Here is a 20,658-nt window from a genome sequence, read left to right on the forward strand (position 1 = left end):
GGACGGGCAGCGGGAAATCAAGGGCCGGACGACAATTCATGGTAAATACAGCAGAAGAATTGCGGGCCAGCCTGGACGCCATCGCCGCGATGGAGCCCGGTTTCGCCGCAGCGATAGGCCGGGTCGGCTATCCGCCGCCCCGCCTCCGCGAGCCCGGCTATGAAACCCTGCTGCGCACCATCGTCGGCCAGCAGGTGAGCGTCGCCGCGGCCGCGGCGGTCTGGCGCAAGCTGGAGGCGGAACTGGGCGCGGGCTGCGCGCCGGACGCCCTGCTCGTCCGCGATTTCGATACGCTGCGCGCCTGCGGCCTGTCGCGGCAGAAGCAGGGCTATGCCAGAAGCCTGGCCGAGCTGGTGGTCAGCGGCGGCATCGACCTGCACGACCTGCCGGACGATGATGAGGACGCCATTGCGCAACTGGTGCGGATCAAGGGGATCGGGCGCTGGTCGGCGGAAATCTACCTGCTGTTCGCGGAAGGACGGCCGGATGTCTGGCCGGCGGGCGATCTGGCCGTGCAGATCGAGATCGGGCGGATATTGGGCCTGGCCGAACGCCCCAGCGAAAAGCTGACGCGCGAACTGGCCGAACGCTGGCGTCCCCATCGCGGCGCCGCGGCGATCATGGCCTGGCACCATTATAATACGGAGGTTTTGTAAGTGCCCCTGCCCTATGCCCGCTACATCGTCCTGGAACATGAGGGCGTCTGGAAGATCAATCTCGACAACCGCTATTACGGGCCGTTCGCGACGCGGGAGGAAGCGGTGGAAAACGCCACAGGGACAGCGCAGAAGGCCAGCGGCGCGGGCTATCCCGCCTCGGTCCTGCTGATGCAGGGCACGGCCTTCGAAACGCTCTGGACCAGCGTGCAGCCCGACAGCGCCTGAAAAATTTTTTCGCGTCTGCGGGAACCGCCCCGCGATCCGCGCATTTAACGCCTCCGGTTGCGTGGACGTTGGGATGAGCAAAAAGGTTCTGATCGTAGAAGACGAGATTTTCGTCGCGCTGGAGATCGAGCATATCGTGGAGGATGCAGGCTTTACGGTCGGCGCCATCGCGGCCGATCGTCAGGCGGCGCTGGATGCGGCCGACGATTGCGACATCGCCCTTGTCGATCTCAATCTGCGCGACGGACCGACCGGCCCCGGCATCGGCGTCGAACTGGCCAGCCAATATGGCATACGGGTCATCTATGTGACGGCCAATCCCGCGCAGATCGGGGCGGCTTCCACCGCCGCGCTCGGCGTCATCACCAAGCCGTTCCGGGCGCACAGCATAGCCGAAACGCTGCATCTCGCCGCCACCGACCGACCGGAACTGGAGGCCGCCGAGATCGCGGGCTTCACCCCTTTCCTGCGGGCATCCGACTCATGGAGCGCGCTGGAATCCAGAGGCTGAGGCCAAGGCCTTCGGGTCGCCAGTCGCGCGTCATCCGCCCGCCCAGTTGCCGTTCAATGCTGAGCTGCATCAGCCGGCTGCCGAAGCCCTCATGCGTCGCCGGAAGCGCCGGCGGTCCACCCTCTTCCCGCCAGTCGATGCGGATGTCCTCGCCTTCCCTCCCCACGAGGATCGCAACCCCGCCCGAAGGAACGGAAAGCGCGCCATATTTGGCGGCATTGGTCGCCAGTTCATGGAACAGCAGCGCCAATGGCGTGGCGGAGCGGTCGTCTATCGCCGGATTATCGCCTGAGAAGCGTATGCGCGGCCCCAGCGCGTCGCGATAGGGCGCGAAAATCTGTTCCAATATGCCCCAAAGCCGGCCCTCGTCCTGGTCCGGCTGCGAATTGGGGCCGTGGGGCCGCACGAAATCATGGGCGCGTCCCAGTGCCATGATGCGGTCGCGCAGGTCGTCGGCCGCCGCGCGAATTTCAGGATGCTGGCGCGCCGACAGGCCGATCAGGCCGGAAATCACCGAAAAGATGTTCTTGATACGGTGGGAAAGTTCATGGGCGATGACCTCCCGCTCCTCCACCATCGCGATCTGGTCGTTAATGTCGGTGCAGGTGCCGATCCAGCGGGCGATCGCACCCTCCTCGTCCCGGATCGGCAGCGCGCGACCCAATGTCCAGCGATAATCGCCGCTATGATGGCGCAGCCGATATTCGATCTCATAGAGTTCGCCGGTCTTCAGCGAATGGCGCCAGCGTTCCCAGGCCCGCTCCTGATCCTCCGGATGGAACATGCCGTTCCATCCCTCGCCATCGGTCGATCCCAGGGGAACGCCGGTGAATTCGTACCAGCGGGCGTTATAATAGTCATGATAGCCGTCCGGCAGCGTCGACCAGACCATTTGCGGCATGGTGTCGGCCAGGGTCCGGAACATGCGGTCGCTTTCCGCCACCGCCTGCGCATCCCTTTGCTGCCGGGCGATCACGTCGCGGTCGCGGCGACGGCCCTCCAGCTCGACCATGACCTGACGGGCCAGCAGGGAAATCCCCTGGCGCTGCACATCCGTCAGACCGTCACGCGGTCTGTCGTCGATGACGCATAGCGCGCCGAGCGAAGCCCCCTCGCCATCGATCAGCGGCGCACCGGCATAGAAACGGATGAAGGGCGCCCCGGTGACGAGCGGATTGTCGCGGAAATCGGGGTTCTGCGCAGTATCGGGCACCACGAAGATGCCGCTTCCCTGCATCGCATGGGCGCAGAAGGACATATCGCGCGGCGTTTCCTCCGCATCCAGCCCGGTGCGGGCCAGGAAGCGTTGGCGGTCATCCTCCACGATGCTGACCAGAGCGATGGGCGTCCCGCACAGCGCGGCGGCGAAGGCGGTGATCTGGTCGAGCGTGGCAAAGCCACCGGTATCGAGATCGTATCGCGCCAGCAACGCCGCGCGGTCCGTCTCGAGCCCGCGTCCTTCAGCCATCGCTGACGCGCTCTATGTCGGCGCCGACGGCGGAAAGCTTCTCCTCCAGCCGCTCATAGCCGCGGTCGAGATGATAGACGCGGTTGACCTGGGTCTCGCCTTCCGCGGCGAGGCCAGCGAGGATGAGGCTCATCGAGGCGCGCAGATCGGTCGCCATGACAGGCGCGCCGACCAGCCGATCAACGCCGCGCACCACCGCGGTGCGGCCGTTGACGCCGATGTCCGCCCCCATGCGTGCCAGCTCCGGCACGTGCATGTAGCGGTTCTCGAAGATCGTCTCGGTCAGCACCGACGCGCCGTCGGCCAGCGTCAGCATCGCCATGAACTGCGCCTGCATGTCGGTCGGGAACGCCGGGAAGGGCGCGGTCGAGATGGTAAGCGGGCGAAGCCGGCCGTCCGCCGACACCCTGATGCCGTCCTTCAGTTCCTCGACATGAACCCCGGCGTCGCGCAGCGCGGCGAGGATGGCGTGCATGTCTTCGGCGCTGGCTCCGGCCAGTTCCAGCGAGCCGCCGGTGATCGCGGCGGCGCAGGCATAGCTGCCCGCCTCGATCCGGTCGGGCATCACGCTGTAGGTCGCGCCGTGCAGGCGGGGCTTGCCGTGAATGGTCAGCTTGTCGGTGCCCACGCCTTCAATGTCGGCGCCCATGGCGATCAGCAGGTTGCAGAGGTCGACGATCTCCGGCTCCCGCGCCGCATTTTCCAGGATGCAGACGCCCTTGGCCAGCACCGCCGCCATCAGCGCGTTCTCGGTCGCGCCGACGGACACCACGGGGAAGGTGTAGATGCCGCCAGGCAGGCCGCCGTCGGGCGAACTGGCGCGAACATAGCCCGCATTGATCTCTATGATCGCGCCGAAGGCCTCCAGCGCCTTCAGGTGCAGGTCGATCGGCCGGTTGCCGATGGCGCAACCGCCGGGCAGCGACACCCGCGCCTCGCCCGCGCGGGCGAGCAGCGGGCCGAGCACCAGGATCGATGCCCGCATCTTGCGCACGATGTCATAGGGCGCCTCGGTCGAGGTGACGCGGCCAGCGCGCAGGGTCATGACGCGGCCGAAATCCTCCGGCCGGGCGCCCTCGATCATGGTCGACACGCCGAGCTGGTTCAACAGATGGCCAAAGCTGTCGACATCCGCCAGCCGCGGCAGGTTGCGCAGCGTCACCGGCTCGTCGGTCAGCAGCGCGCAGGGCAACAGCGTGAGCGCGGCGTTCTTCGCGCCGGAAATGGGAAGGCGGCCGTTCAGCGCTTTGCCGCCGCGGATATGAATGCGGTCCATCGGCTGGGTTCTTAACGTTAATTACGGTTTCCGCAAGGCAGTCGGCACGACGGTTCCATCGCGGGCTTCTTTCTGCGCCGCCATGAAACATTTGTGCGTTCGCCCGCTCATTATTGATCGAGTTTAGTGCAGTTTGCGGAAATGCAGCCAAAAGACGCGTGGGGCGTTTTGCCATCGTAACGACAATGTAAGCAAAAAGGTGTTTTTGGTGGCAACAAGTTGTTTCGCGGACAGGTTGGCGAAGCATGTGCCCCTGTCCGATGCGGAGAAGAAGGCGCTTACAAGGCTGGAGGAAAATCCCCGCAAGGTGAAGCGCGGCGCGATGATCCAGCGCGTCAACGAAACGGTGACGGAACTGTTTGTCCTGCGCGAAGGACGGGTAATGAGCTTCGTGATCCTGCCCGATGGAAGCCGGCAGATCCTGCGGGTCTATTTCCCGGGCGATTTCATCGGATCGGCCAGCACAATCTATAACCGCGCGCCGGAATCGCTGGTGGCGCTGTCGGATTCGATCATCTGTCCGTTCGACAAGCATGCTCTGCGCCGGCTGCTGGAGGAATATCCCCGCGTCGCCGCGTTGCTGTTCCTGCTTTCCAATGCGGAGCGGGTCGCGCTGACCGACCGGCTCGCTTCATTGGGACGCACCTCGGCCAAGGCGCGCGTGGCTTCCTTCCTGCTGGACATTTTCGATCGCCTTCGGGTGACGGACGACGGCATCACCGACAGCTTCGACCTGAAACTGACGCAGGAGGAGATCGGGGATGCCATCGGCCTCACCTCCGTCCATGTGAACCGGATGATCCGGCAGATGGAGCAGGAAGGGCTGATCAGCCGGGCCAATGGGCGGATCACCCTGCGCGACATGGCGCGGCTGGAAGAGATCGGCCATTATACCAACCGGCACAAGGATATGGACCTGGACTGGCTTCCGGGCATGGAATGAGAATGAACGCGACATTTTCCTGCGCAGGCAGGAACCCGGTTCGAACCGTCGGGCCGGGCCCTTCCTTCGCAAGGGCGCGCCGCTCAGCCTTGCCGGTTTGTCGTCAAGCCAGCAATTCCACATCCCAATAAAGCCAATCGTGCCAGCTTTCGTGCAGATAGTTGGGCGGAAAGGCCCTGCCATGTTCCTGCAACTGCCAGCTCGTCGGGCGGATCGGCGTCACATGCAATTGCATATGCGCCTCCTTCGGCGTGCGGCCGCCCTTCTTGAGATTGCAGGGCGAGCAGGCCGTTGCGACATTTTCCCAGGTCGTCCGCCCGCCCGCCCGGCGCGGAATGACGTGGTCGAAGGTCAGGTCGTTCGGGGACCCGCAATATTGGCAGGCGAACTTGTCGCGCAGGAACAGGTTGAACCGGGTGAAGGCGGGATGTTCCGAAGGCTTCACATATTGCTTCAGCGCGATCACCGAAGGTATCTGCATCTGAACGCTGGGGCTGTGCACCTGCCGCTCATAGCTGGCGACGATGTCCACCCGATCCAAAAAAACCGCCTTGATGGCGGTTTGCCAGGGCCAGAGGCTCAATGGATAATAGCTTAAAGGCGTGTAGTCCGCATTCAGCACCAAAGCCGGACAGTTTTCCGGATGTCGTATCAGGTCGGGATGGTACATATATTACCCTTCAACCCCCTTTCGCCACCGTCCTGATCGATCAGAAACGTGACGCCAGCATGACAGCATTAACACCCCTATCCCGTCAAGGGCCTGTATGATTCAATCGGCGCAGCCACAGCATATGGTGACTCGCTTCGCCCCGAGCCCCACGGGTAGGTTGCATGTCGGACACGCCTGGTCGGCGCTGCTGGCCATGGACCTGGCCCGGGCGCGCGGCGGATACTTCCTCCTGCGGATCGAGGATATAGACGGCACCCGCAGCCGGCCGGAGCATGTCGCCGGCATAATCGAGGACCTGCGCTGGCTGGGCGTCGCCTGGGATGGGGACATCGTCTTCCAGTCGGCGCGGCTGGACCGGTATCAGGCGGCGCTGGAACGGCTGAAGGCCATGGGGCTGCTCTATCCCTGCTTCTGCACCCGCGCCGACATCGCCGCCAGCGCGACTGCGCCGCACGGGCCGGAGGGGCCCGTCTATCCCGGCACATGCCGCGGGCTGGATGATGCGGAACGGGCAAGGCGGATCGCAGTGGGCGAGCCGCATGCCTGGCGGATCGACATGGCGCGGGCTGCCGCGCGGGCAGGCCCGCTGCATTGGCGCGCCCTGCCCTTTCCGCCCGGGGAGGAAGCGGCGTCCTGCATCAGCGTCGAGCCGCTTGCCGCCGGGGATGTGGTGCTGGCGCGCAAGGATGCTCCCGCCAGCTATCATCTGTCCTGCACGCTGGACGATGCGGCGATGGGCGTGACCCATGTGCTGCGCGGCGACGATCTGCGCAGCGCGACCGACATCCACCGGCTGATCCAGGCGCTGCTCGACCTTCCGTCCCCCATCTATGTCCACCATCCCCTGCTGGTCGGGCCAGACGGCCGGCGTCTCGCCAAGCGCGACGGGTCGATCGCCCTCGCCGATCTGCGCGCGGGGGGCATGGACCCGCGGCGACTGGCCGACGATCTGCGCCATGCACGCTTTCCGATTGGCATTTCCCTGGCCAGCGCCTAGATTCAAGGCATGAACACGCTGCTCGTCATCGCCCTGATCCTGGCCATGGGCGCCACCCTGTTCGCATTGATCCGGGGGATCGTCGCCTTTCTTCAGGCGACCAAGGAACAGTTGAACTCGCCCGAAGGTGGGCCGAGCCCATCCAGCCTCAAGCAGAACAGGATGATGATGAACCGCATCCTGTTCCAGGCAGTGGCGGTGATCATCGTGGCGCTGTTGCTGCTGATGAAGGGCAACGGCTGAGGGTCCCCCCGGCATGGTGAAGCTGAACAAGATCTACACCCGTACCGGGGACGCGGGCACGACAGGCCTGGTCGACGGGTCGCGCCTGCCCAAACATGCCCCGCGCATGCAGGCGGTGGGCGATGTCGATGAAGCGAACAGCGCCATCGGGCTTGCCATCGTCGCCATGAACGACAGGCCGGAGGCGGGCTGGCTGACGGCGATCCAGAACGACCTGTTCGACCTGGGCGCAGACCTCGCCACGCCCTTGCCGGAGGGAGAGGACGCACCCTGGGCGCTGCGGATCGTCGCCTCCCAGGTAGAGCGGCTGGAGCGGCAGATCGACGTGATGAACGCCGATCTGGCGCCACTGGACAGCTTCGTCCTGCCAGGCGGGTCGCCTGCAGCGGCCGCCGTCCATCTGGCCCGCGCCGTCACGCGCCGCGCCGAACGCTCCGCCACGGCCGCGGCGGCCGACGTTGCGCTCAATGCGCAGGCACTGGCCTATCTCAACCGCCTGTCCGACCTGCTTTTCGTGCTGGCCCGGCGCCTCAACGGCAATGGAGCGGACGATGTGAAATGGGTGCCGGGCGCCTCCCGTTAACCGTTCGACTCATGCACGGCACGGTTCGTCCACGGGCCGGGCGTTAACCCTCTTCCTTCATCCCGCCTTTACACGCCGTCCCAATTTTGGCCCCCATTGCAATGACAGGGCCCCGGGATGCAATTCTACCTCGCGACCTCCTTCATCTTTCCCCGCTCCCTGCGGTTTCGCCTCTTCACCCTCTGCTTCGTGACCACCCACCTGCCGCTGCTCGGCTATATCGTCTGGGGCGCGACAACAGGACGTATCGCCTGGGCGGAGTTCATAGTCCTGACTTTGGCGACCATGGCGGGCGCGGCCGGGGCGCTGATGGGCATCGGCGCCCTGCTGGACCCGATCCATGCGCTGGCGGATGCGCTGAACCCGGTGGGGCAGCCCGGCCGGAAAGGCGGTGGGGCGACCTTGCCGGAAGTGGGGGACATTATTTCCAGGCTCTTCCACGGCGTGCGCGGAGCCGCCGCCGCGACGCGGGAACAGATCGACGAACTGAACATCGCCGCCAATGAGGACGCGCTGACCGGCATCGCCAACCGGCGCGGGTTCCTGGCGCAACTCGACGCGCTCCCGCTCGCCAAGCGCAGGGGCTGCATCGCGATCATCGATCTCGACCATTTCAAGCAGGTCAACGATATGCTCGGCCATGACGCGGGCGATCGCGTCCTGGCCGATTTCGCCACGCGCCTGTCGTCCCAGACCCGCCGCATCGACATCATCGCCCGTTGGGGTGGCGAGGAGTTCGCGATCTTCTATCAGGACGCGATGGAGGATGAGGCGAGCTGGTCGCTGGCCCGCATTGCGGAACGGATGCGGCGGGAGCCCGTGGGCACGGCGAACGAGCAGCCGATCACCTTCTCCGCCGGGCTATGCGCATGGCGCGGCGGGCCGGTGATGGCCGCCATCGGCAAGGCCGACGAGGCGCTCTACCGTGCAAAGAAGTCAGGCCGTGACCAGATCCAGCGGGCGGAGAGGCCATCCGCACCCGCTTATGGCTAGGTGGATGCAAGTGCCGTTCTGGACGCAGCCCTTCCCACCGGCGAGAGGGGGCGCCTGTCGCGCTCCCCTGCGCCAGACTTAGGCAAGGGCCCCTCCCCCACCTTCAGATGAGGAGGATTAACATTCGCAACTGACCAGAACCTGTTCCACAGACAGTTCGGGCGGAGCCTGCTTCCAGACCCCGCCCGACTAATGTCACCGAAGAACGGCGACCTTATTTCGGCGCCAGCACCATCAGCATCTGGCGGCCTTCCATACGCGGATAGGCTTCGACCTTCGCGATCTCGCCCACATTCTCCGCCACGCGCTGGAGCAGTTGCATGCCAAGCTGCTGGTGCGACAATTCACGGCCACGGAACCGCAGGGTGATCTTCACCTTGTCGCCTTCACCGATAAAGTCGTGGACCTTCTTCATCTTCGTATCATAATCATGATCGTCGATGTTCGGACGCATCTTGATCTCCTTGATCTCCTGCGTCCTCTGGGTCTTCCGGGCGAGGTTCGCCTTCTTCTGCGCCTCGTATTTGTACTTGCCGATGTCCAGGAACTTGCACACCGGCGGATCGGCGTTGGGCGACACCTCGACCAGGTCCAGCCCGATCTCATAGGCGCGCTCGATCGCTTCCTGCGTATACATCACGCCCAGATTTTCGCCTTCGTCATCGATCACGCGCACCTTGGGCACGTTGATGAACTCGTTGTAACGGGGACCGGACTTCGGCGGCGGCGCCATGGGACGGCGCATCATCGGGGGACGTATAGTGGCTTCTCCTATGGTAGTTGATAGATCGACTCTGGCGGCCCTTTAGCGCAAAGCCGAAAGGGGCGGCAAGCCCGCAATCGCGGATTTACCGGCCCCATGTGGCATTGCTGCCTCACTGCATATCGGGTGCCTTCGCCTCCTTTACAAGACGGGCGATGATGTCGTCGACAGAAAGGACGCTCTGCCCCTCCTTGCCCAGCTCGCGCAGCGCCACCGTGCCCTCGTCCGCCTCCCGGCGGCCGACGACCAGCAGATTCGGCACTTTTGCAAGGCTGTGCTCGCGCACCTTATAGTTGATCTTCTCGTTGCGAACGTCGGTTTCCGCCCTGATGCCAGCCGCCCGGAGCTTCTCCACCACCTGGCCTGCATAGCCGTCCGCATCGGACACGATGGTCGCCACCACCGCCTGCACCGGCGCCAGCCAGAGCGGGAAACGGCCCGCATAATGTTCGATGAGGATGCCTATGAACCGCTCATAGGAACCGAAGATCGCGCGGTGGAGCATCACCGGCCGGTGCCGCTCGCCATCTTCGCCAATATAGGAGGCGTCGAGTCGCTCCGGCAATACCCGGTCCGACTGGATCGTCCCCACCTGCCAGGTCCGCCCGATCGCATCGGTCAGATGCCATTCCAGCTTGGGCGCATAGAAGGCGCCTTCGCCCGGCAGTTCCTCCCAGCCATATTCGGGCGTGTTGAGCCCCGCCGCCGCAACCGCGTCGCGCAGTTCATTTTCCGCCTGATCCCACATCTCGTCGCTGCCGAAGCGCTTTTCGGGGCGCAGGGCGAGCTTGATCGAATAGGTGAAGCCGAAATCCCTGTAGATCCGATCCGCCAGCGCACAGAAGGCGCGCACTTCCTCCACGATCTGGTCCTCGCGGCAGAAGATATGCGCGTCGTCTTGCGTGAACTGGCGCACACGCATCAGCCCGTGCAACGCCCCATGCGGCTCGTTGCGGTGGCAGCAGCCATTCTCGTAGAAGCGCAGCGGCAGGTCGCGATAGCTCTTGATCCCCTGACGGAAGATCAGGACATGCGCCGGGCAGTTCATCGGCTTCAAAGCCATCCAGTCGGCATCGTCCGACACCAGCGGCCCTTCATCCTCGACATTCGGCACTTCGTCGGGGATGACGAACATATTCTCGCGATATTTGCCCCAATGGCCGGACGCTTCCCACTGGCGCGCGTCCATCACCTGCGGCGTCTTGACCTCACGATAGCCCGCATCGTCGATGGCGCGGCGCATATAGGCTTCCAGAGCCCGCCAGATGATATAGCCCTTGGGGTGCCAGAAGACCGATCCATGCGCCTCCTGCTGGAGGTGGAACAGGTCCATCTCCGCGCCCAGCTTGCGATGGTCGCGCTTGGCCGCTTCTTCCAGCCGCGTCAGATGCGCGTCGAGCTGCTTCCTGTTGAGCCAGCCGGTGCCATAGACGCGGCTCAGCATCGCATTCTTCTGATCGCCGCGCCAATAGGCGCCCGACACGCGGGTCAGCTTGAACGCCGCCGGATCGAGTTTGCCTGTCGAGGCCAGATGCGGCCCCCGGCACATGTCGAGCCAGTCGCCCCCCGACCAATAGACGGTTAGTTCCTCGCCCTCGGGAAGCTCAGCGGCCCATTCGGCCTTGAACGTCTCGCCCTCTGCCCGCCAGCGCGCGATCAGGTCCTCGCGCTTCCACACCTCGCGGCGCAGCGGCTTGTCGGCGGCGATGATCTCCCGCATCTTCGCCTCGATGGCGGGCAGGTCCTCCTCCGTAAAGGGCCGCTGCTTTCCTTCGATGACGGGGGGCGCGAAGTCATAATAGAAGCCATCGTCCGTCGCCGGGCCGAAGGTGATCTGCGTCCCCGGAAACAGCGCCTGCACCGCTTCGGCCAGCACATGGGCGAAGTCGTGCCGCGCCAGTTCCAGCGCATCGGCCTCATCCTTCGACGTCACCAGCGCCAGTTGCGCATCGGCCTCCAGCGGGCGCATGATGTCGCGCAGTTCGCCATCGACCCGCGCGGCGATGGCCGCCTTGGCCAGCCCCGGCCCGATCGCCGCCGCAATGTCCGCCGGGGTAGTGCCGGGCGCGACTTCACGCACGGAACCGTCGGGCAGGGTGATCTTGAGCATGGCGGACACGGAGGGTCTTTCTGTTGAAATGGCGGATCGCGCAGCCGGAAAAAGCCGCGCCTTCCCCATAAATGGGCCGCCCGCCCTGTCAATAGAAGCCCTCTTGCCAGCGCATCGCGGTCAGCGCATGATGTATGTGCTGTTATATCATTATTTCCATGAGAGGGACGCATATGGCCTTGAGCTTCGCAAGACCCCGGCCGGGCGACGGGGAAACGCCGATGTCGGACATGAACACAACGCCGCTGATCGACGTGATGCTGGTGCTGTTGATCATGTTCATCATCACGATCCCGATCCAGACGCACAGCGTCGGCGTCGACCTGCCGCAAACCCCCAAGGAACTGACGCCGCCACCGGTCGACACGGTCAAGAACAGGGTCGGCATCGACGCCGACGGCACTATCCGCTGGAACGGCGGGGCCGTCGACCGGCTGACGCTCCGCCAATATCTCGCCGCCTCGCTGCGCCTGCCTGCCGAACCGGAACTCCAGTTCCAGCCCGATGCCGGCGCGCGTTACGTGACGGTGGATGAGGTGCTGGCCGACATCCGCCGCGCGGGCGTGACGAAGCTCGGCTTCATCGGCAATGAGCGTTACGCCAGCTTTTGATCGGCCGTAAAAAAATGACGATCCGCGTGATTTCAGGGGGATAGCATTCCATATGGCCATGAAACCCCTTGACCAACGGTCCCCGGCATAGTCTTCTCCCACCGGGGACCAAGGGGGGCATCATGGATCAGGAACGCATTGGCGGCGACGGCTTCGCTTTTGAAGGCAATTGGCGCGACTATGCGCCCATTGCCTTCACCAACCTGCTGTTGACGATCGTCACGCTGGGCATATACCGCTTCTGGGCGACAACGCGCACGCGGCGCTATCTCTGGGCGAACACGCGCTTCATCGACGACCGGCTGGAATGGACGGGAACGGGCAAGGAACTGTTCCTCGGCTTCCTGATGGTGCTGGCGCTGATCGGCCTGCCGTTCCTCTTCCTTCAGTTCGGCGCGCAGGCCCTCGTCCTCCAGGGGCATGGGGGCATGGCCGCGATACTGACGCTCGCGGCGTTCGTGACGATCTTCTACATGGTCGGCCTCGCCCGCTTCCGCGCGCTGCGCTACCGGCTCAGCCGGACATGGTGGCACGGCATCCGGGGCGGCAGCGACGATCAGGGCTTCGGCTACGGCATTTCCTATATGTGGAAGTCGGCGGTGGGCAGCCTGGCGCTGGGCCTGCTCGTCCCCTGGTCGATGATGTCGCTGTGGAACGAACGCTGGAACAAGATGAGCTTCGGCCCGCACAGTTTCGAATCGGCAGGCGATCACGGCCCGACCTTCCGGCGCTTCCTGCTCTTCTACCTCCTGCCGATCCTGCTGTTCGTGGGCGGAGGCGCAATGGTCGCGATGGCGGGCTTTCCGGGACAGGACGGTGCCGGCTCCCGCATGGCCGGGGCCATCTTCGGCATCATCGCGTTCGTGCTGACCTTCTATCTGGGTCTCGGCCTCATCGCGCTCGCCTTCTACGCCAGTTTCTTCCGTGAAGCGGTGGAGGGGCTGTCGCTCACGGGCCTCGACTTCCATTTCTACGCGCGGACCAAAGACTGGATATGGCTGTTCCTGGGTGACATTGCGCTGGTCCTCTGCACGATCGGCATCGGGTCGATCTTCCTGCAATACCGGCACTGGAAGTTCTTCGTCACCCATATGGGCGTGACCGGCACGATCTATACCGACGAACTCACACAGTCGCAGACGAAGACCAGCCGCCATGGCGAGGGCCTGCTCGACGCGCTGGACGTCGGCGCTTTCTGAACCGCATGTCGGACTTCCGGCTCTGGCATTATGACGGCGCGTCGGCGGTCCGACGCAATGTCCTGCTTCGTACCGCCGGCACCGGCTTCGTGCTGGAGGAGCCAGAAAGCGGCTGGACGGGCCTGCCCATAGACTGGAGCGATCTCACCGTCATCGGCCTGCAGGACGACCGTTCGGCCTATGGCCATAAGGCGATCCCCGGCTGGCGCCTGGGCTTTTCCGGCGAAGCGCCTCCCGACATCGCCCCCCATCTGCCGACGGGCGAACGCTATGGCCGCTGGATCGATCGCTTCGGCCTGTGGCCGGCGGCGGGAATCTTCACCGTGACCGCCGCGCTCATCGTCTGGGGCGCGCTCGAAGCACCCGCCGTCATCGCCCCGCTCGTCCCGCAAAGCTGGGAGAACCGCATGGGCGATGCCATGGTGGGCGATTTCGGCGGGCGGTTCTGCCACACACCGGCAGGCGATGCCGCGCTCGAACGGCTGGCGGCGCGGATCGACCCCGGCCATGAGGCCCGCGACATTTCGCTCGCCAACATTCCCATGGTGAATGCGGTGACATTGCCGGGGGGAAGGATCATCCTCTTCGATGGCCTGGTCCAGCAGGCAAAGTCCGCCGATGAAGTCGCGGGCGTGCTCGGCCATGAACTGGGCCATGTGCGCCACCGCGACACGATGACAGGCCTCATCCGCCAGCTTGGCCTCAGCGTCGTGCTGGGCGGCGCGGGGGGCAATGCCGGCAATTATCTGAACGGCGTGCTGTCGCTGAGCTATGGCCGCGGCGCGGAAAGCGCCGCGGACGGCGTCGCCATCGACCAGATGCGCGGCGCCGGGATTTCGCCTGCCGCGACGGCCGCCTTCTTCGACCGGATCGGCGGCAAGGACGAGGGCACGGAAGCGCGGGCGATAAGCTGGCTTTCCTCCCATCCCCTCTCCGCCGAACGCCGCCGCCGCTTCGCCGCTGCCGTGAAGCCGGACACATCCTACCGCCCGGCGTTGGACCAGGCACAATGGCAGGCGCTGCGCGCTTCCTGCGCCAGCGATCCGAAGGTCGCCAAATTCTGGGGCAAACCCTTTTAGGGTGCATGGGCTGGGATTGTTAAATCACCAGCCCCAGGATCCATGCGAACGCAAAAAAGCGGCCCGTTGCCAGGCCGCTCTTTCAAGCGAACGAAGCGAACCGAATCAGGCCGCTGCGGCGGCCTTCTTCTTCGCGATGTCGCGCTTCAGGCGGCGAGCCTTCAGCGACAGCTTGTCGTCGCTGGTCTTCAGCAGCCAGTTGTCCAGGCCGCCATTATGCTCGACCGAACGCAGACCATGGGTCGACACGCGCAGCTTCACGGTCGTTTCCAGCGCTTCGGAGATCAGCGACACGTTCTGCAGGTTGGGCAGGAACACACGCTTGGTCTTGTTATTGGCGTGGGAAACATTGTGACCCACCTGGCGGCCCTTGCCGGTCAGCTCGCAAATGCGCGACATAGTCAATCAACCTTGTAATTCGGGTTCGTTCGGAAAGCGGCGCCGATAACGGGATTCCCGACGCTCGTCAACCCGCCCAGCGCCTTTCGGGGCCGCAACCCTTTCCGACTCATGAGCGTTGACGGGCCATAAGCCAAAGGAGGCGGAAATGCGATTCATTGGTGGCCTGTTGCTGATCGTGCTGCTGGTTCTGGCCGGCGGAATTGCCACCGGCTTCATCGACCTGCAGAAAACGCAGGAGGGACGGCTGCCGGAAATCGCGGTCAAGGGCGGCTCCCTGCCCAAATATGAGGCCAGCGTGGCCAGGGTGGAGGTCGGCAAACGCAAGGAGACGGTCGAACTGCCGACAGTAGACGTACAGAAGCCCTGAGGCCTGTTCTGACAGCGGGATAGCGAGGCATTACAGCCTCTCCCCCAAAGCCCCGTCATCCTGTATGGGCGAAGCCATGTCTTCGCCCTTCCCCCTGCCCGATCCGATGCGGCGTGCGCTCGATCTCGCTTATGCGGCCGCCGGAGCGGGAGAGGTGCCCATCGGCGCTGTCGTCACCCTCGACGGCCGCATCATCGGTGAAGGGGAAAATCGCAACCGGCGCGACAATGATCCCACCGCCCATGCCGAAATGGTCGCGATCCGCGCCGCGGCAACCCATCTGGGCGACTTCCGCCTCTCCGGCTGCGACCTCTGGGTAACATTGGAGCCGTGCGCCATGTGCGCCGGGGCGATCTCGCACGCCCGCATCGCCCGCCTCTATTATGCCGTGGCGGACCCCAAGGGCGGCGCGATCGAACAGGGCCCCCGCCTCTTCACCCAACCGCAATGCCTCCACCGGCCAGAGGTCTATGGCGACCTCGCCGCTGCGGAAGCATCAACGCTGCTCAAGGCTTTTTTTCTCGCCCGGCGCTGAATAGTCGATGCGGTAGAGCGTGTAGGGCAGCGTCATCCCCGTCCTCAACGGCACCGGCTTCAGCCAGCCGGGCACCTCGCCCCGCATCAGCCCGGCATAAAAGCCCCTGGGGCTGCGCGACTGATAGATGGTGCCCTCGGGAAAGCCGGGGCAGACCAGCAGATAGGTGGCATGGTGCTTCGCCGCGATCGGCCGGAACGCGTCGGCAGGGCCGTCATAGGCGTGGTGCATGTCGAGGATCGTCGCGCCGTTGCGGTGATAAGGGCCGGCCACGGCGCTGTGGTGCGTCGCGACGATCAGGCGCGGTCCCAGGTCGACCATGGTGAAGATGGTGGCGGGCGGCAACTGGTCGAGCACCTGCAGCGCCGGCAGGGTGCGGCACCGGCCATTGGCCTTGTCGATGGCCTTGCGACGCAGCTGTGCCGTCGGCTTTTGCGGCTTGGGCTGTTCGCCCGTCGCCTTGACCCAGAGCTGGTTCAACTGCGGATAAAGCGGCGTTGCAAAGGCTGCCCCGGCGAGCACAGCCGCGCCCAGCGCGGCGGCCAGACGGGCGGCGGGCCGTCCCGTCGCGATCAGGCACAGCAGCCGATAAGCAGCCCAGGCGGCGGGCGGTATGGCCAGCAATTGCGCCGCCGGTCCGGCGCGAAGCTGCCAGAAGAGCAGCGCGGTGGAAAAGAGCATCATCAGGCCTACGGTGGCCCAGGCCCAGAGCCGGTCGGCGTCCCTGCGCGCGTCCCACAGCGCCCAAAGCAGGCCGATCAGGCCAGCCACCGGAATGGCCATCAACGGCACCACCAGGCTGCGCACCTGCACGGTGATCGGCTTGGCTTCGCGGATATTGACCAGCCACAGCTTCTCCAGCTCGGGCGAGATCTGATAGGCGCCCGACAGGCATTGCGGCCAGTTCGTCCAAGCGAAGGCCGCCACCGCCGCCCCGACCAGTACCCCCGCGCCCAGCCGCGCCGGCCAGCTCTTGAGCGGGAGCAGCGCCAGCAGCACCATCCCGGCCGACGCAACCGCGAAGATCGCTACCCAGATGGGCGAGATTGCGTCGCACACCATTTCCCGGTTGGCGTAGCTGGCGAACAGCACGAACAGCAGCGACGTCGCTCCGCCAAGGCTGATCGCATAGGGCAACATCCGCCGGGCCGCGCCGTCCTTGAACACCCAGCGCATCGCGATCAGCGCGCCGCCTGCCGCCAGATAGACGATCATTTCCATGCCGATGGCGATGGACAGCGCGCTGCTCACGCCCGCGACGATGCCGCCGCGCAGCCAGTTGCGGTCGACCACGCCCGCCAGCATCAGGACGGTGAAGGCCAGTTGCCAGCCATGATGGTCGATCCGCATCGGCAGGAACATGCTGATGCCCATCTGCGCGGCAAAGGGCGCCACCGCCGCCAGGAACCAGCTATTCCCCCCCGCCAGCCTTCGCGCGATGAAGCCAAGGCCCAGCATCAGCGGCAGCATCGGCAGCATCGGCGCGATGCCGCAGGCCAGCCGGTCGGCCAGCCCCTGGTCCAGGAAAGCGCGGAAGAACAGCATCAGCGCCGCCAGCGGCAGGTCCACCAGCCGCGACCAGTGGATATTGAACCCGGCGGGCGGATCCAGCCGATATTGCCGCAGGTCGTACCATGCCTGCCCGGCCAGCCAGTCCTTCACCTGCAGATAGCGGATATTGTCGTCCGTATCGCTGAGCGTCAGCCAATGAATCTGCGGCCAGCGGGTGGCGATCATATAGGCCATGGCGCCGATCCACAGCAGGACGGTCAGCCACTTCCAGTTGCGCTCCGCATAGCCGGAGAATTGCGCCGCGACAGGGGCGACATGAGCGCGCAGGACAGACCAGCTTTGCAGTTTCATGGTGGCTCGATTAGAGGGTCCGCATCAAAGCGCAACGGGGCGGCATGAAAATCCTTCATATCTTCACACCGGAAAAGCAGGCGCTGTTCTGGCAGATCGTCCGTTACGGCCTGACCGGGCTGTTCGTGACCGCCTGTCAGGCGACGATCTACTGGACGCTGGCCGCGCCGGTCAGGCTGCATCCGCAAGTCGCCAACGGCATCGGCTATCTGGCGGCGGTGGCGGTCGGCTATGTCACGCACAGCAGCTTCACCTTTCGTGGGCATGGCGGGCGCGACAACCAAGCGGCGCGGGGGGTCCGCTTCGTCGCGGTATCGTTGGTGAGCTATGCGCTGAACGCGCTATGGGTGTGGTTGTGCGTGACCCATATGCAATGGCCGGAATGGTCGCCCATCCCGGCCATGCTGTTCCTAACCCCGGCGGTGGTTTTCGGGCTTAATCGGCAATGGGTGTTTCGGTGAAGGAGTAAGCGTCGGAACGGAGGGCGATTACCAGCGGCCTGCCGTCCGGATGCTCGTTTCGCTCGCTGCCCACCCCCGGCCCCTCCCGCTTGCGGGAGGGGAGGTTGTTAATGCACGAACCGGGCCACCACGTCGCGATAGGACCGGCTGACCTTCACCTGCGCGCCCGATTCCAGCACCAGGAAGCATTCGCCATTGGTATGCGGCTTCACCTGCCGCACCTGGCTCAGATTCACGATGGTCGAGCGGTGCACGCGTTGGAAATTGCGGGGGTCGAGCCGCTTTTCGAGGTCCTTCATCGTCTCGCGCAGGATCAGCGAATTGTCGGCGGTATAAATGCACATATAGTCGCCCGCCGCGTCGATCCGCTCGATCGAATCGACATCGACGCGGAAAATCTGCCCGCGATCCTTGATGTTGATCAGCTTCTCGAAGCGATTGGCGGCCGGCGCGTCGCCATCGCCCGAAAAATCGTTCATCGCATCGGGCGCAACCTCGGCCAGCACTTCGCGCAGCTTTTCCACTTCCTGCACCTGACGCTTTTCCGAAAGCCGCTGCCGCACCCGGTCGAGCGCGTCGGCCAGCCGGCCTTCCTCGACGGGCTTCATCAGATAGTCGACCGCCTGCGCCTCGAAGGCGCGGATCGCATGGTCGCTATAGGCGGTGCAGAAGATGAAAAGCGGCGGCTCGACCTCCATCAGCCCCTGCACGACGGAAAATCCGTCGAAACCGGGCATTTGAATGTCAAGGAACACAAGGTCGGGCTTATGCGTCTTTATGGCGCGGATCGCTTCCCGGCCGTTGGAACAGGTTTCTACGATTTCGACATCCTCATGCGCTTCCAGACGCAGCTTGAGGCCTTGGATAGCCAGGCTTTCGTCGTCGACGAGGATTGTTCTGATGGTCATGCGGCCACTCTCGATGGTTCATCCAGGTTAAGCGGCATTTCGATCAGGACCGAAAAGCCGCCAGGCGTGGAACGCGTTTCGAAGCTCTGTCGTTCCCCGAAGGCCTGAATCAGCCTGTCGCGGATGTTCGCCAGACCGACGCCCGTTCCTTCGCTGGCCGGATTGTTCGGGCGGGTGAACCCCTCATTCAATCCCGGACCCGTATCGGATACGATGATCCGGACGTTTTCACCGGCAGGCTGCGCCGTGACGGAGATTTCCGCGCCCTCTTCCTTGGGCGTCACGGCATATTTGATCGCATTTTCTACCAGAGGCTGCAGCAGGAGAGAGGGGAGGCGCGACTGCGAGACCGCCGGATCGATGTTGAAGACTGGCCGCAACCGATCCTCGAACCGCATCTTCTCGATCTCCAGATACAGCTTCAGCGTCTCGATCTCCTGCTCGATCGTCACCTGCGCGGTCGGCTCGTTGATCAGCGTATAGCGCAGGAAGGAGGACAGGCGGGACAGCATGGCATTGGCCCGGTCGGTCTGCTTCAGCAGCACCAGCGTCGAGATCGAGTTCAGCGTATTGAACAGGAAATGCGGGTTGAGCTGATAGCGCAGCATCGCCAGTTGCGCGCTCGACGCCTGATTCTCCAACCGCAGCAACTGGTCCGCCTGCTCCTCCACCGTCAGGTAGAAGTTGATCGCATAATATAGCGCCGACCATGCCCCCAGCAATGTCATGCTGAGGTAGAAGGCGCCCAGGAACAGTTGCAGCCCCGCCGTGTCGCTGCCCCGATTCTGGGTGGAGAACACCCAGGCGTCGATGAACGCCACCAGCCCCGCCGCGACCACCACCGTGACGATGGAGGCGCCCCAGGTCACGATGGGCCGCTGCCGCTGGAGGAAGCGGAACACCACCGCGATCAGCAGCGTCACCGAATAGCCCGACACGGTCGAGATCATCACCGGGATCAGGCTGGAAAGCGGCTGCCCATTGGCGATGGTCGAGGAACCACGCAACAGGAAGGCGCCGGCCCACCCCACGGACTGGAGGTTCCAGAAGGCGCGGTTCTTGTCCGCGAAGAAAGGCTGGGGCTGGAAACGATGGACCGACATTATCGCCAGCCTAAAGCATCAGGCAAAAAAGTGGGAACCGGTTTTTTGCGGCCGGTACGTGATCGATGAAAAAATGAAACACAAAGGGGACTCGCCATGCTGGAACGAATTCAGCATGGCCGACCGATTCAAAGCGCGCATGATCGTCAGGCAGCCGCCGCTTCCTGAGTCACCGGCGTCTCCTCATCGACGCACAACCAGATCAGATCGCTCGGCTCCAGCGCACGGCCATCATGGGCCTGGATGGTCATCTTGCGGATCGGCTGCCGGTCGCGGCTGTCGGCCAGCACCTGGCAGGAGATGGGACCGCAGCCCCATTTCTCACCCCATTGGCGCAGCGCGATCATCGCAGGCGCCAGATCCTGTCCTTTGTCGGTCAGGCGATATTCCACCTTGCGCCGGTCGCATTGCATCGGCTGACGCACCATGATGCCGTTTTCCACCAGCCGCGCGAGCCGATTCGCCAGGATGTTGCGGGCAATGCCGAGGGTCGACTGAAACTCCTCGAAATGCCGGATTCCCGACAGAGCGCCCCGCAAGATGAGGAACGACCAGCGTTCTCCCATCGCCTCCAATGCGCTGGGCAGCGCGCATTGTTCCAGATCCTGCGCCAGATTATGTGTCATCGTCTTCATTTGATAGCTCAAAGCCACCCGCGTTGCAAAAGCGCATCGCTATTCACCTAA

The 20,658-nt window shown here is 64.4% G+C and carries 24 protein-coding genes; 14 read left to right on the forward strand and 10 right to left on the reverse strand.

Annotation, left to right across the window (positions count from 1 at the left end; all coding sequences use genetic code 11):
• Positions 1-38: 38 nt before the first annotated feature.
• From A8G00_RS05300 to A8G00_RS05310, 3 genes are all read left to right on the forward strand, one after another.
• Entirely contained in the window at positions 39-656 is a 618-nt protein-coding gene (locus A8G00_RS05300; protein ID WP_099186239.1) for a DNA-3-methyladenine glycosylase, read from the forward strand.
• Positions 657-884, forward strand: a complete 228-nt coding sequence (locus tag A8G00_RS05305; protein WP_103000244.1) for a DUF2188 domain-containing protein — start codon at positions 657-659, stop codon at positions 882-884.
• 73 nt (positions 885-957) lie between these two features.
• Positions 958-1,395, forward strand: a complete 438-nt coding sequence (locus A8G00_RS05310; RefSeq protein ID WP_103000245.1) for a response regulator — start codon at positions 958-960, stop codon at positions 1,393-1,395.
• On the opposite strand, the gene A8G00_RS05315 is transcribed toward A8G00_RS05310, so the two are convergent.
• Positions 1,340-2,863, reverse strand: a complete 1,524-nt coding sequence (locus A8G00_RS05315) for a sensor histidine kinase (protein WP_103000246.1) — start codon at positions 2,861-2,863, stop codon at positions 1,340-1,342. The two genes, A8G00_RS05310 and A8G00_RS05315, sit on opposite strands and share 56 nt — an antisense overlap.
• A complete protein-coding gene (murA, locus tag A8G00_RS05320; RefSeq protein ID WP_044661540.1) occupies positions 2,856-4,139 on the reverse strand; it encodes a UDP-N-acetylglucosamine 1-carboxyvinyltransferase in 1,284 nt (427 codons plus the stop codon). Before murA ends, A8G00_RS05315 begins: the two co-directional genes overlap by 8 nt.
• Before the next feature lie 205 nt (positions 4,140-4,344).
• On the opposite strand from murA, the gene A8G00_RS05325 reads away from it, so the two are divergent.
• Positions 4,345-5,082 carry a Crp/Fnr family transcriptional regulator gene (locus tag A8G00_RS05325; protein ID WP_044661539.1) on the forward strand — a complete coding sequence of 246 codons (738 nt, stop codon included), beginning with the start codon at positions 4,345-4,347 and terminating at the stop codon, positions 5,080-5,082.
• A gap of 103 nt (positions 5,083-5,185) precedes the next feature.
• On the opposite strand, the gene A8G00_RS05330 is transcribed toward A8G00_RS05325, so the two are convergent.
• A complete protein-coding gene (locus tag A8G00_RS05330) occupies positions 5,186-5,752 on the reverse strand; it encodes an HNH endonuclease (protein WP_025549923.1) in 567 nt (188 codons plus the stop codon).
• 124 nt (positions 5,753-5,876) lie between these two features.
• Between A8G00_RS05330 and gluQRS the strand changes: the two genes are divergently transcribed.
• From gluQRS to A8G00_RS05350, 4 genes are all read left to right on the forward strand, one after another.
• The gene (gene gluQRS / locus A8G00_RS05335; RefSeq protein ID WP_253257922.1) at positions 5,877-6,752 is read left to right on the forward strand and encodes a tRNA glutamyl-Q(34) synthetase GluQRS; all 876 of its coding nucleotides are present in this window, start codon (positions 5,877-5,879) and stop codon (positions 6,750-6,752) included.
• A gap of 9 nt (positions 6,753-6,761) precedes the next feature.
• Positions 6,762-6,995: a twin transmembrane helix small protein gene (locus A8G00_RS05340; RefSeq protein ID WP_025549925.1), complete on the forward strand. Its 234-nt coding sequence runs from the start codon at positions 6,762-6,764 to the stop codon at positions 6,993-6,995.
• A 13-nt stretch (positions 6,996-7,008) separates the two neighbouring features.
• The gene (locus tag A8G00_RS05345) at positions 7,009-7,578 is read left to right on the forward strand and encodes a cob(I)yrinic acid a,c-diamide adenosyltransferase (RefSeq protein ID WP_103000248.1); all 570 of its coding nucleotides are present in this window, start codon (positions 7,009-7,011) and stop codon (positions 7,576-7,578) included.
• Between the two features lie 117 nt (positions 7,579-7,695).
• Positions 7,696-8,571 carry a GGDEF domain-containing protein gene (locus A8G00_RS05350; RefSeq protein ID WP_025549927.1) on the forward strand — a complete coding sequence of 292 codons (876 nt, stop codon included), beginning with the start codon at positions 7,696-7,698 and terminating at the stop codon, positions 8,569-8,571.
• Between the two features lie 214 nt (positions 8,572-8,785).
• On the opposite strand, the gene infC is transcribed toward A8G00_RS05350, so the two are convergent.
• Both infC and thrS read right to left on the reverse strand, forming a co-directional pair.
• Positions 8,786-9,319 (reverse strand): translation initiation factor IF-3, encoded by a 534-nt coding sequence (infC, locus tag A8G00_RS05355; protein ID WP_013039295.1) that lies wholly within the window; start codon positions 9,317-9,319, stop codon positions 8,786-8,788.
• A gap of 127 nt (positions 9,320-9,446) precedes the next feature.
• Positions 9,447-11,444: a threonine--tRNA ligase gene (thrS, locus tag A8G00_RS05360; RefSeq protein WP_103000249.1), complete on the reverse strand. Its 1,998-nt coding sequence runs from the start codon at positions 11,442-11,444 to the stop codon at positions 9,447-9,449.
• A gap of 173 nt (positions 11,445-11,617) precedes the next feature.
• Between thrS and A8G00_RS05365 the strand changes: the two genes are divergently transcribed.
• The 3 genes from A8G00_RS05365 (at position 11,618) to A8G00_RS05375 (ending at position 14,333) form a co-directional block, all read left to right on the forward strand.
• The gene (locus A8G00_RS05365; protein ID WP_103000250.1) at positions 11,618-12,055 is read left to right on the forward strand and encodes a biopolymer transporter ExbD; all 438 of its coding nucleotides are present in this window, start codon (positions 11,618-11,620) and stop codon (positions 12,053-12,055) included.
• A gap of 122 nt (positions 12,056-12,177) precedes the next feature.
• The gene (locus tag A8G00_RS05370; protein ID WP_025549930.1) at positions 12,178-13,254 is read left to right on the forward strand and encodes a YjgN family protein; all 1,077 of its coding nucleotides are present in this window, start codon (positions 12,178-12,180) and stop codon (positions 13,252-13,254) included.
• Between the two features lie 5 nt (positions 13,255-13,259).
• A complete protein-coding gene (locus A8G00_RS05375; protein WP_103000251.1) occupies positions 13,260-14,333 on the forward strand; it encodes a M48 family metallopeptidase in 1,074 nt (357 codons plus the stop codon).
• Positions 14,334-14,438: 105 nt separating this feature from the next.
• Here the strand turns inward: A8G00_RS05375 and rpmB are convergent, their stop codons facing one another.
• Positions 14,439-14,732 carry a 50S ribosomal protein L28 gene (gene rpmB / locus A8G00_RS05380; RefSeq protein WP_025549932.1) on the reverse strand — a complete coding sequence of 98 codons (294 nt, stop codon included), beginning with the start codon at positions 14,730-14,732 and terminating at the stop codon, positions 14,439-14,441.
• Between the two features lie 148 nt (positions 14,733-14,880).
• Here rpmB and A8G00_RS05385 point away from each other — a divergent pair, with 148 nt between their 5' ends.
• Entirely contained in the window at positions 14,881-15,102 is a 222-nt protein-coding gene (locus A8G00_RS05385; protein ID WP_025549933.1) for a hypothetical protein, read from the forward strand.
• A gap of 76 nt (positions 15,103-15,178) precedes the next feature.
• On the forward strand, positions 15,179-15,637 hold the full coding sequence (locus A8G00_RS05390) for a nucleoside deaminase (protein WP_044663033.1): 459 nt from the start codon (positions 15,179-15,181) through the stop codon (positions 15,635-15,637).
• Here A8G00_RS05390 and A8G00_RS05395 read toward each other — a convergent pair.
• Positions 15,599-17,500, reverse strand: a complete 1,902-nt coding sequence (locus A8G00_RS05395) for a hypothetical protein (RefSeq protein WP_103000252.1) — start codon at positions 17,498-17,500, stop codon at positions 15,599-15,601. The genes A8G00_RS05390 and A8G00_RS05395 overlap by 39 nt on opposite strands.
• A gap of 44 nt (positions 17,501-17,544) precedes the next feature.
• Here A8G00_RS05395 and A8G00_RS05400 point away from each other — a divergent pair, with 44 nt between their 5' ends.
• On the forward strand, positions 17,545-17,961 hold the full coding sequence (locus A8G00_RS05400) for a GtrA family protein (RefSeq protein ID WP_103000253.1): 417 nt from the start codon (positions 17,545-17,547) through the stop codon (positions 17,959-17,961).
• Positions 17,962-18,068: 107 nt separating this feature from the next.
• Here the strand turns inward: A8G00_RS05400 and A8G00_RS05405 are convergent, their stop codons facing one another.
• From A8G00_RS05405 to A8G00_RS05415, 3 genes are all read right to left on the reverse strand, one after another.
• Positions 18,069-18,869 carry a LytTR family DNA-binding domain-containing protein gene (locus tag A8G00_RS05405; protein ID WP_020821166.1) on the reverse strand — a complete coding sequence of 267 codons (801 nt, stop codon included), beginning with the start codon at positions 18,867-18,869 and terminating at the stop codon, positions 18,069-18,071.
• Positions 18,866-19,972 (reverse strand): sensor histidine kinase, encoded by a 1,107-nt coding sequence (locus tag A8G00_RS05410; protein WP_025549936.1) that lies wholly within the window; start codon positions 19,970-19,972, stop codon positions 18,866-18,868. The genes A8G00_RS05405 and A8G00_RS05410 overlap by 4 nt, the downstream gene beginning before the upstream one ends.
• A gap of 146 nt (positions 19,973-20,118) precedes the next feature.
• Positions 20,119-20,598: a helix-turn-helix domain-containing protein gene (locus A8G00_RS05415; RefSeq protein WP_025549937.1), complete on the reverse strand. Its 480-nt coding sequence runs from the start codon at positions 20,596-20,598 to the stop codon at positions 20,119-20,121.
• Positions 20,599-20,658: the final 60 nt, after the last annotated feature.

Source organism: Sphingobium sp. SA916, assembly GCF_002894065.1.
GTDB classification, from domain to species: domain Bacteria; phylum Pseudomonadota; class Alphaproteobacteria; order Sphingomonadales; family Sphingomonadaceae; genus Sphingobium; species Sphingobium fuliginis.

Excerpts from the sequence above, each read along its gene's own strand:
- A8G00_RS05300 (WP_099186239.1), top strand. The coding sequence starts at position 39 with ATGGTAAATACAGCAGAAGAATTGCGGGCCAGCCTGGACGCCATCGCC.
- A8G00_RS05310 (WP_103000245.1), top strand. The coding sequence starts at position 958 with ATGAGCAAAAAGGTTCTGATCGTAGAAGACGAGATTTTCGTCGCGCTG.
- A8G00_RS05315 (WP_103000246.1), bottom strand. The coding sequence starts at position 2,863 with ATGGCTGAAGGACGCGGGCTCGAGACGGACCGCGCGGCGTTGCTGGCG.
- murA (WP_044661540.1), bottom strand. The coding sequence starts at position 4,139 with ATGGACCGCATTCATATCCGCGGCGGCAAAGCGCTGAACGGCCGCCTT.
- A8G00_RS05330 (WP_025549923.1), bottom strand. The coding sequence starts at position 5,752 with ATGTACCATCCCGACCTGATACGACATCCGGAAAACTGTCCGGCTTTG.
- gluQRS (WP_253257922.1), top strand. The coding sequence starts at position 5,877 with ATGGTGACTCGCTTCGCCCCGAGCCCCACGGGTAGGTTGCATGTCGGA.
- A8G00_RS05340 (WP_025549925.1), top strand. The coding sequence starts at position 6,762 with ATGAACACGCTGCTCGTCATCGCCCTGATCCTGGCCATGGGCGCCACC.
- A8G00_RS05345 (WP_103000248.1), top strand. The coding sequence starts at position 7,009 with ATGGTGAAGCTGAACAAGATCTACACCCGTACCGGGGACGCGGGCACG.
- A8G00_RS05350 (WP_025549927.1), top strand. The coding sequence starts at position 7,696 with ATGCAATTCTACCTCGCGACCTCCTTCATCTTTCCCCGCTCCCTGCGG.
- infC (WP_013039295.1), bottom strand. The coding sequence starts at position 9,319 with ATGATGCGCCGTCCCATGGCGCCGCCGCCGAAGTCCGGTCCCCGTTAC.
- thrS (WP_103000249.1), bottom strand. The coding sequence starts at position 11,444 with ATGCTCAAGATCACCCTGCCCGACGGTTCCGTGCGTGAAGTCGCGCCC.
- A8G00_RS05365 (WP_103000250.1), top strand. The coding sequence starts at position 11,618 with ATGGCCTTGAGCTTCGCAAGACCCCGGCCGGGCGACGGGGAAACGCCG.
- A8G00_RS05370 (WP_025549930.1), top strand. The coding sequence starts at position 12,178 with ATGGATCAGGAACGCATTGGCGGCGACGGCTTCGCTTTTGAAGGCAAT.
- A8G00_RS05375 (WP_103000251.1), top strand. The coding sequence starts at position 13,260 with ATGTCGGACTTCCGGCTCTGGCATTATGACGGCGCGTCGGCGGTCCGA.
- rpmB (WP_025549932.1), bottom strand. The coding sequence starts at position 14,732 with ATGTCGCGCATTTGCGAGCTGACCGGCAAGGGCCGCCAGGTGGGTCAC.
- A8G00_RS05385 (WP_025549933.1), top strand. The coding sequence starts at position 14,881 with ATGCGATTCATTGGTGGCCTGTTGCTGATCGTGCTGCTGGTTCTGGCC.
- A8G00_RS05390 (WP_044663033.1), top strand. The coding sequence starts at position 15,179 with ATGTCTTCGCCCTTCCCCCTGCCCGATCCGATGCGGCGTGCGCTCGAT.
- A8G00_RS05395 (WP_103000252.1), bottom strand. The coding sequence starts at position 17,500 with ATGAAACTGCAAAGCTGGTCTGTCCTGCGCGCTCATGTCGCCCCTGTC.
- A8G00_RS05400 (WP_103000253.1), top strand. The coding sequence starts at position 17,545 with ATGAAAATCCTTCATATCTTCACACCGGAAAAGCAGGCGCTGTTCTGG.
- A8G00_RS05405 (WP_020821166.1), bottom strand. The coding sequence starts at position 18,869 with ATGACCATCAGAACAATCCTCGTCGACGACGAAAGCCTGGCTATCCAA.
- A8G00_RS05410 (WP_025549936.1), bottom strand. The coding sequence starts at position 19,972 with ATGTCGGTCCATCGTTTCCAGCCCCAGCCTTTCTTCGCGGACAAGAAC.
- A8G00_RS05415 (WP_025549937.1), bottom strand. The coding sequence starts at position 20,598 with ATGACACATAATCTGGCGCAGGATCTGGAACAATGCGCGCTGCCCAGC.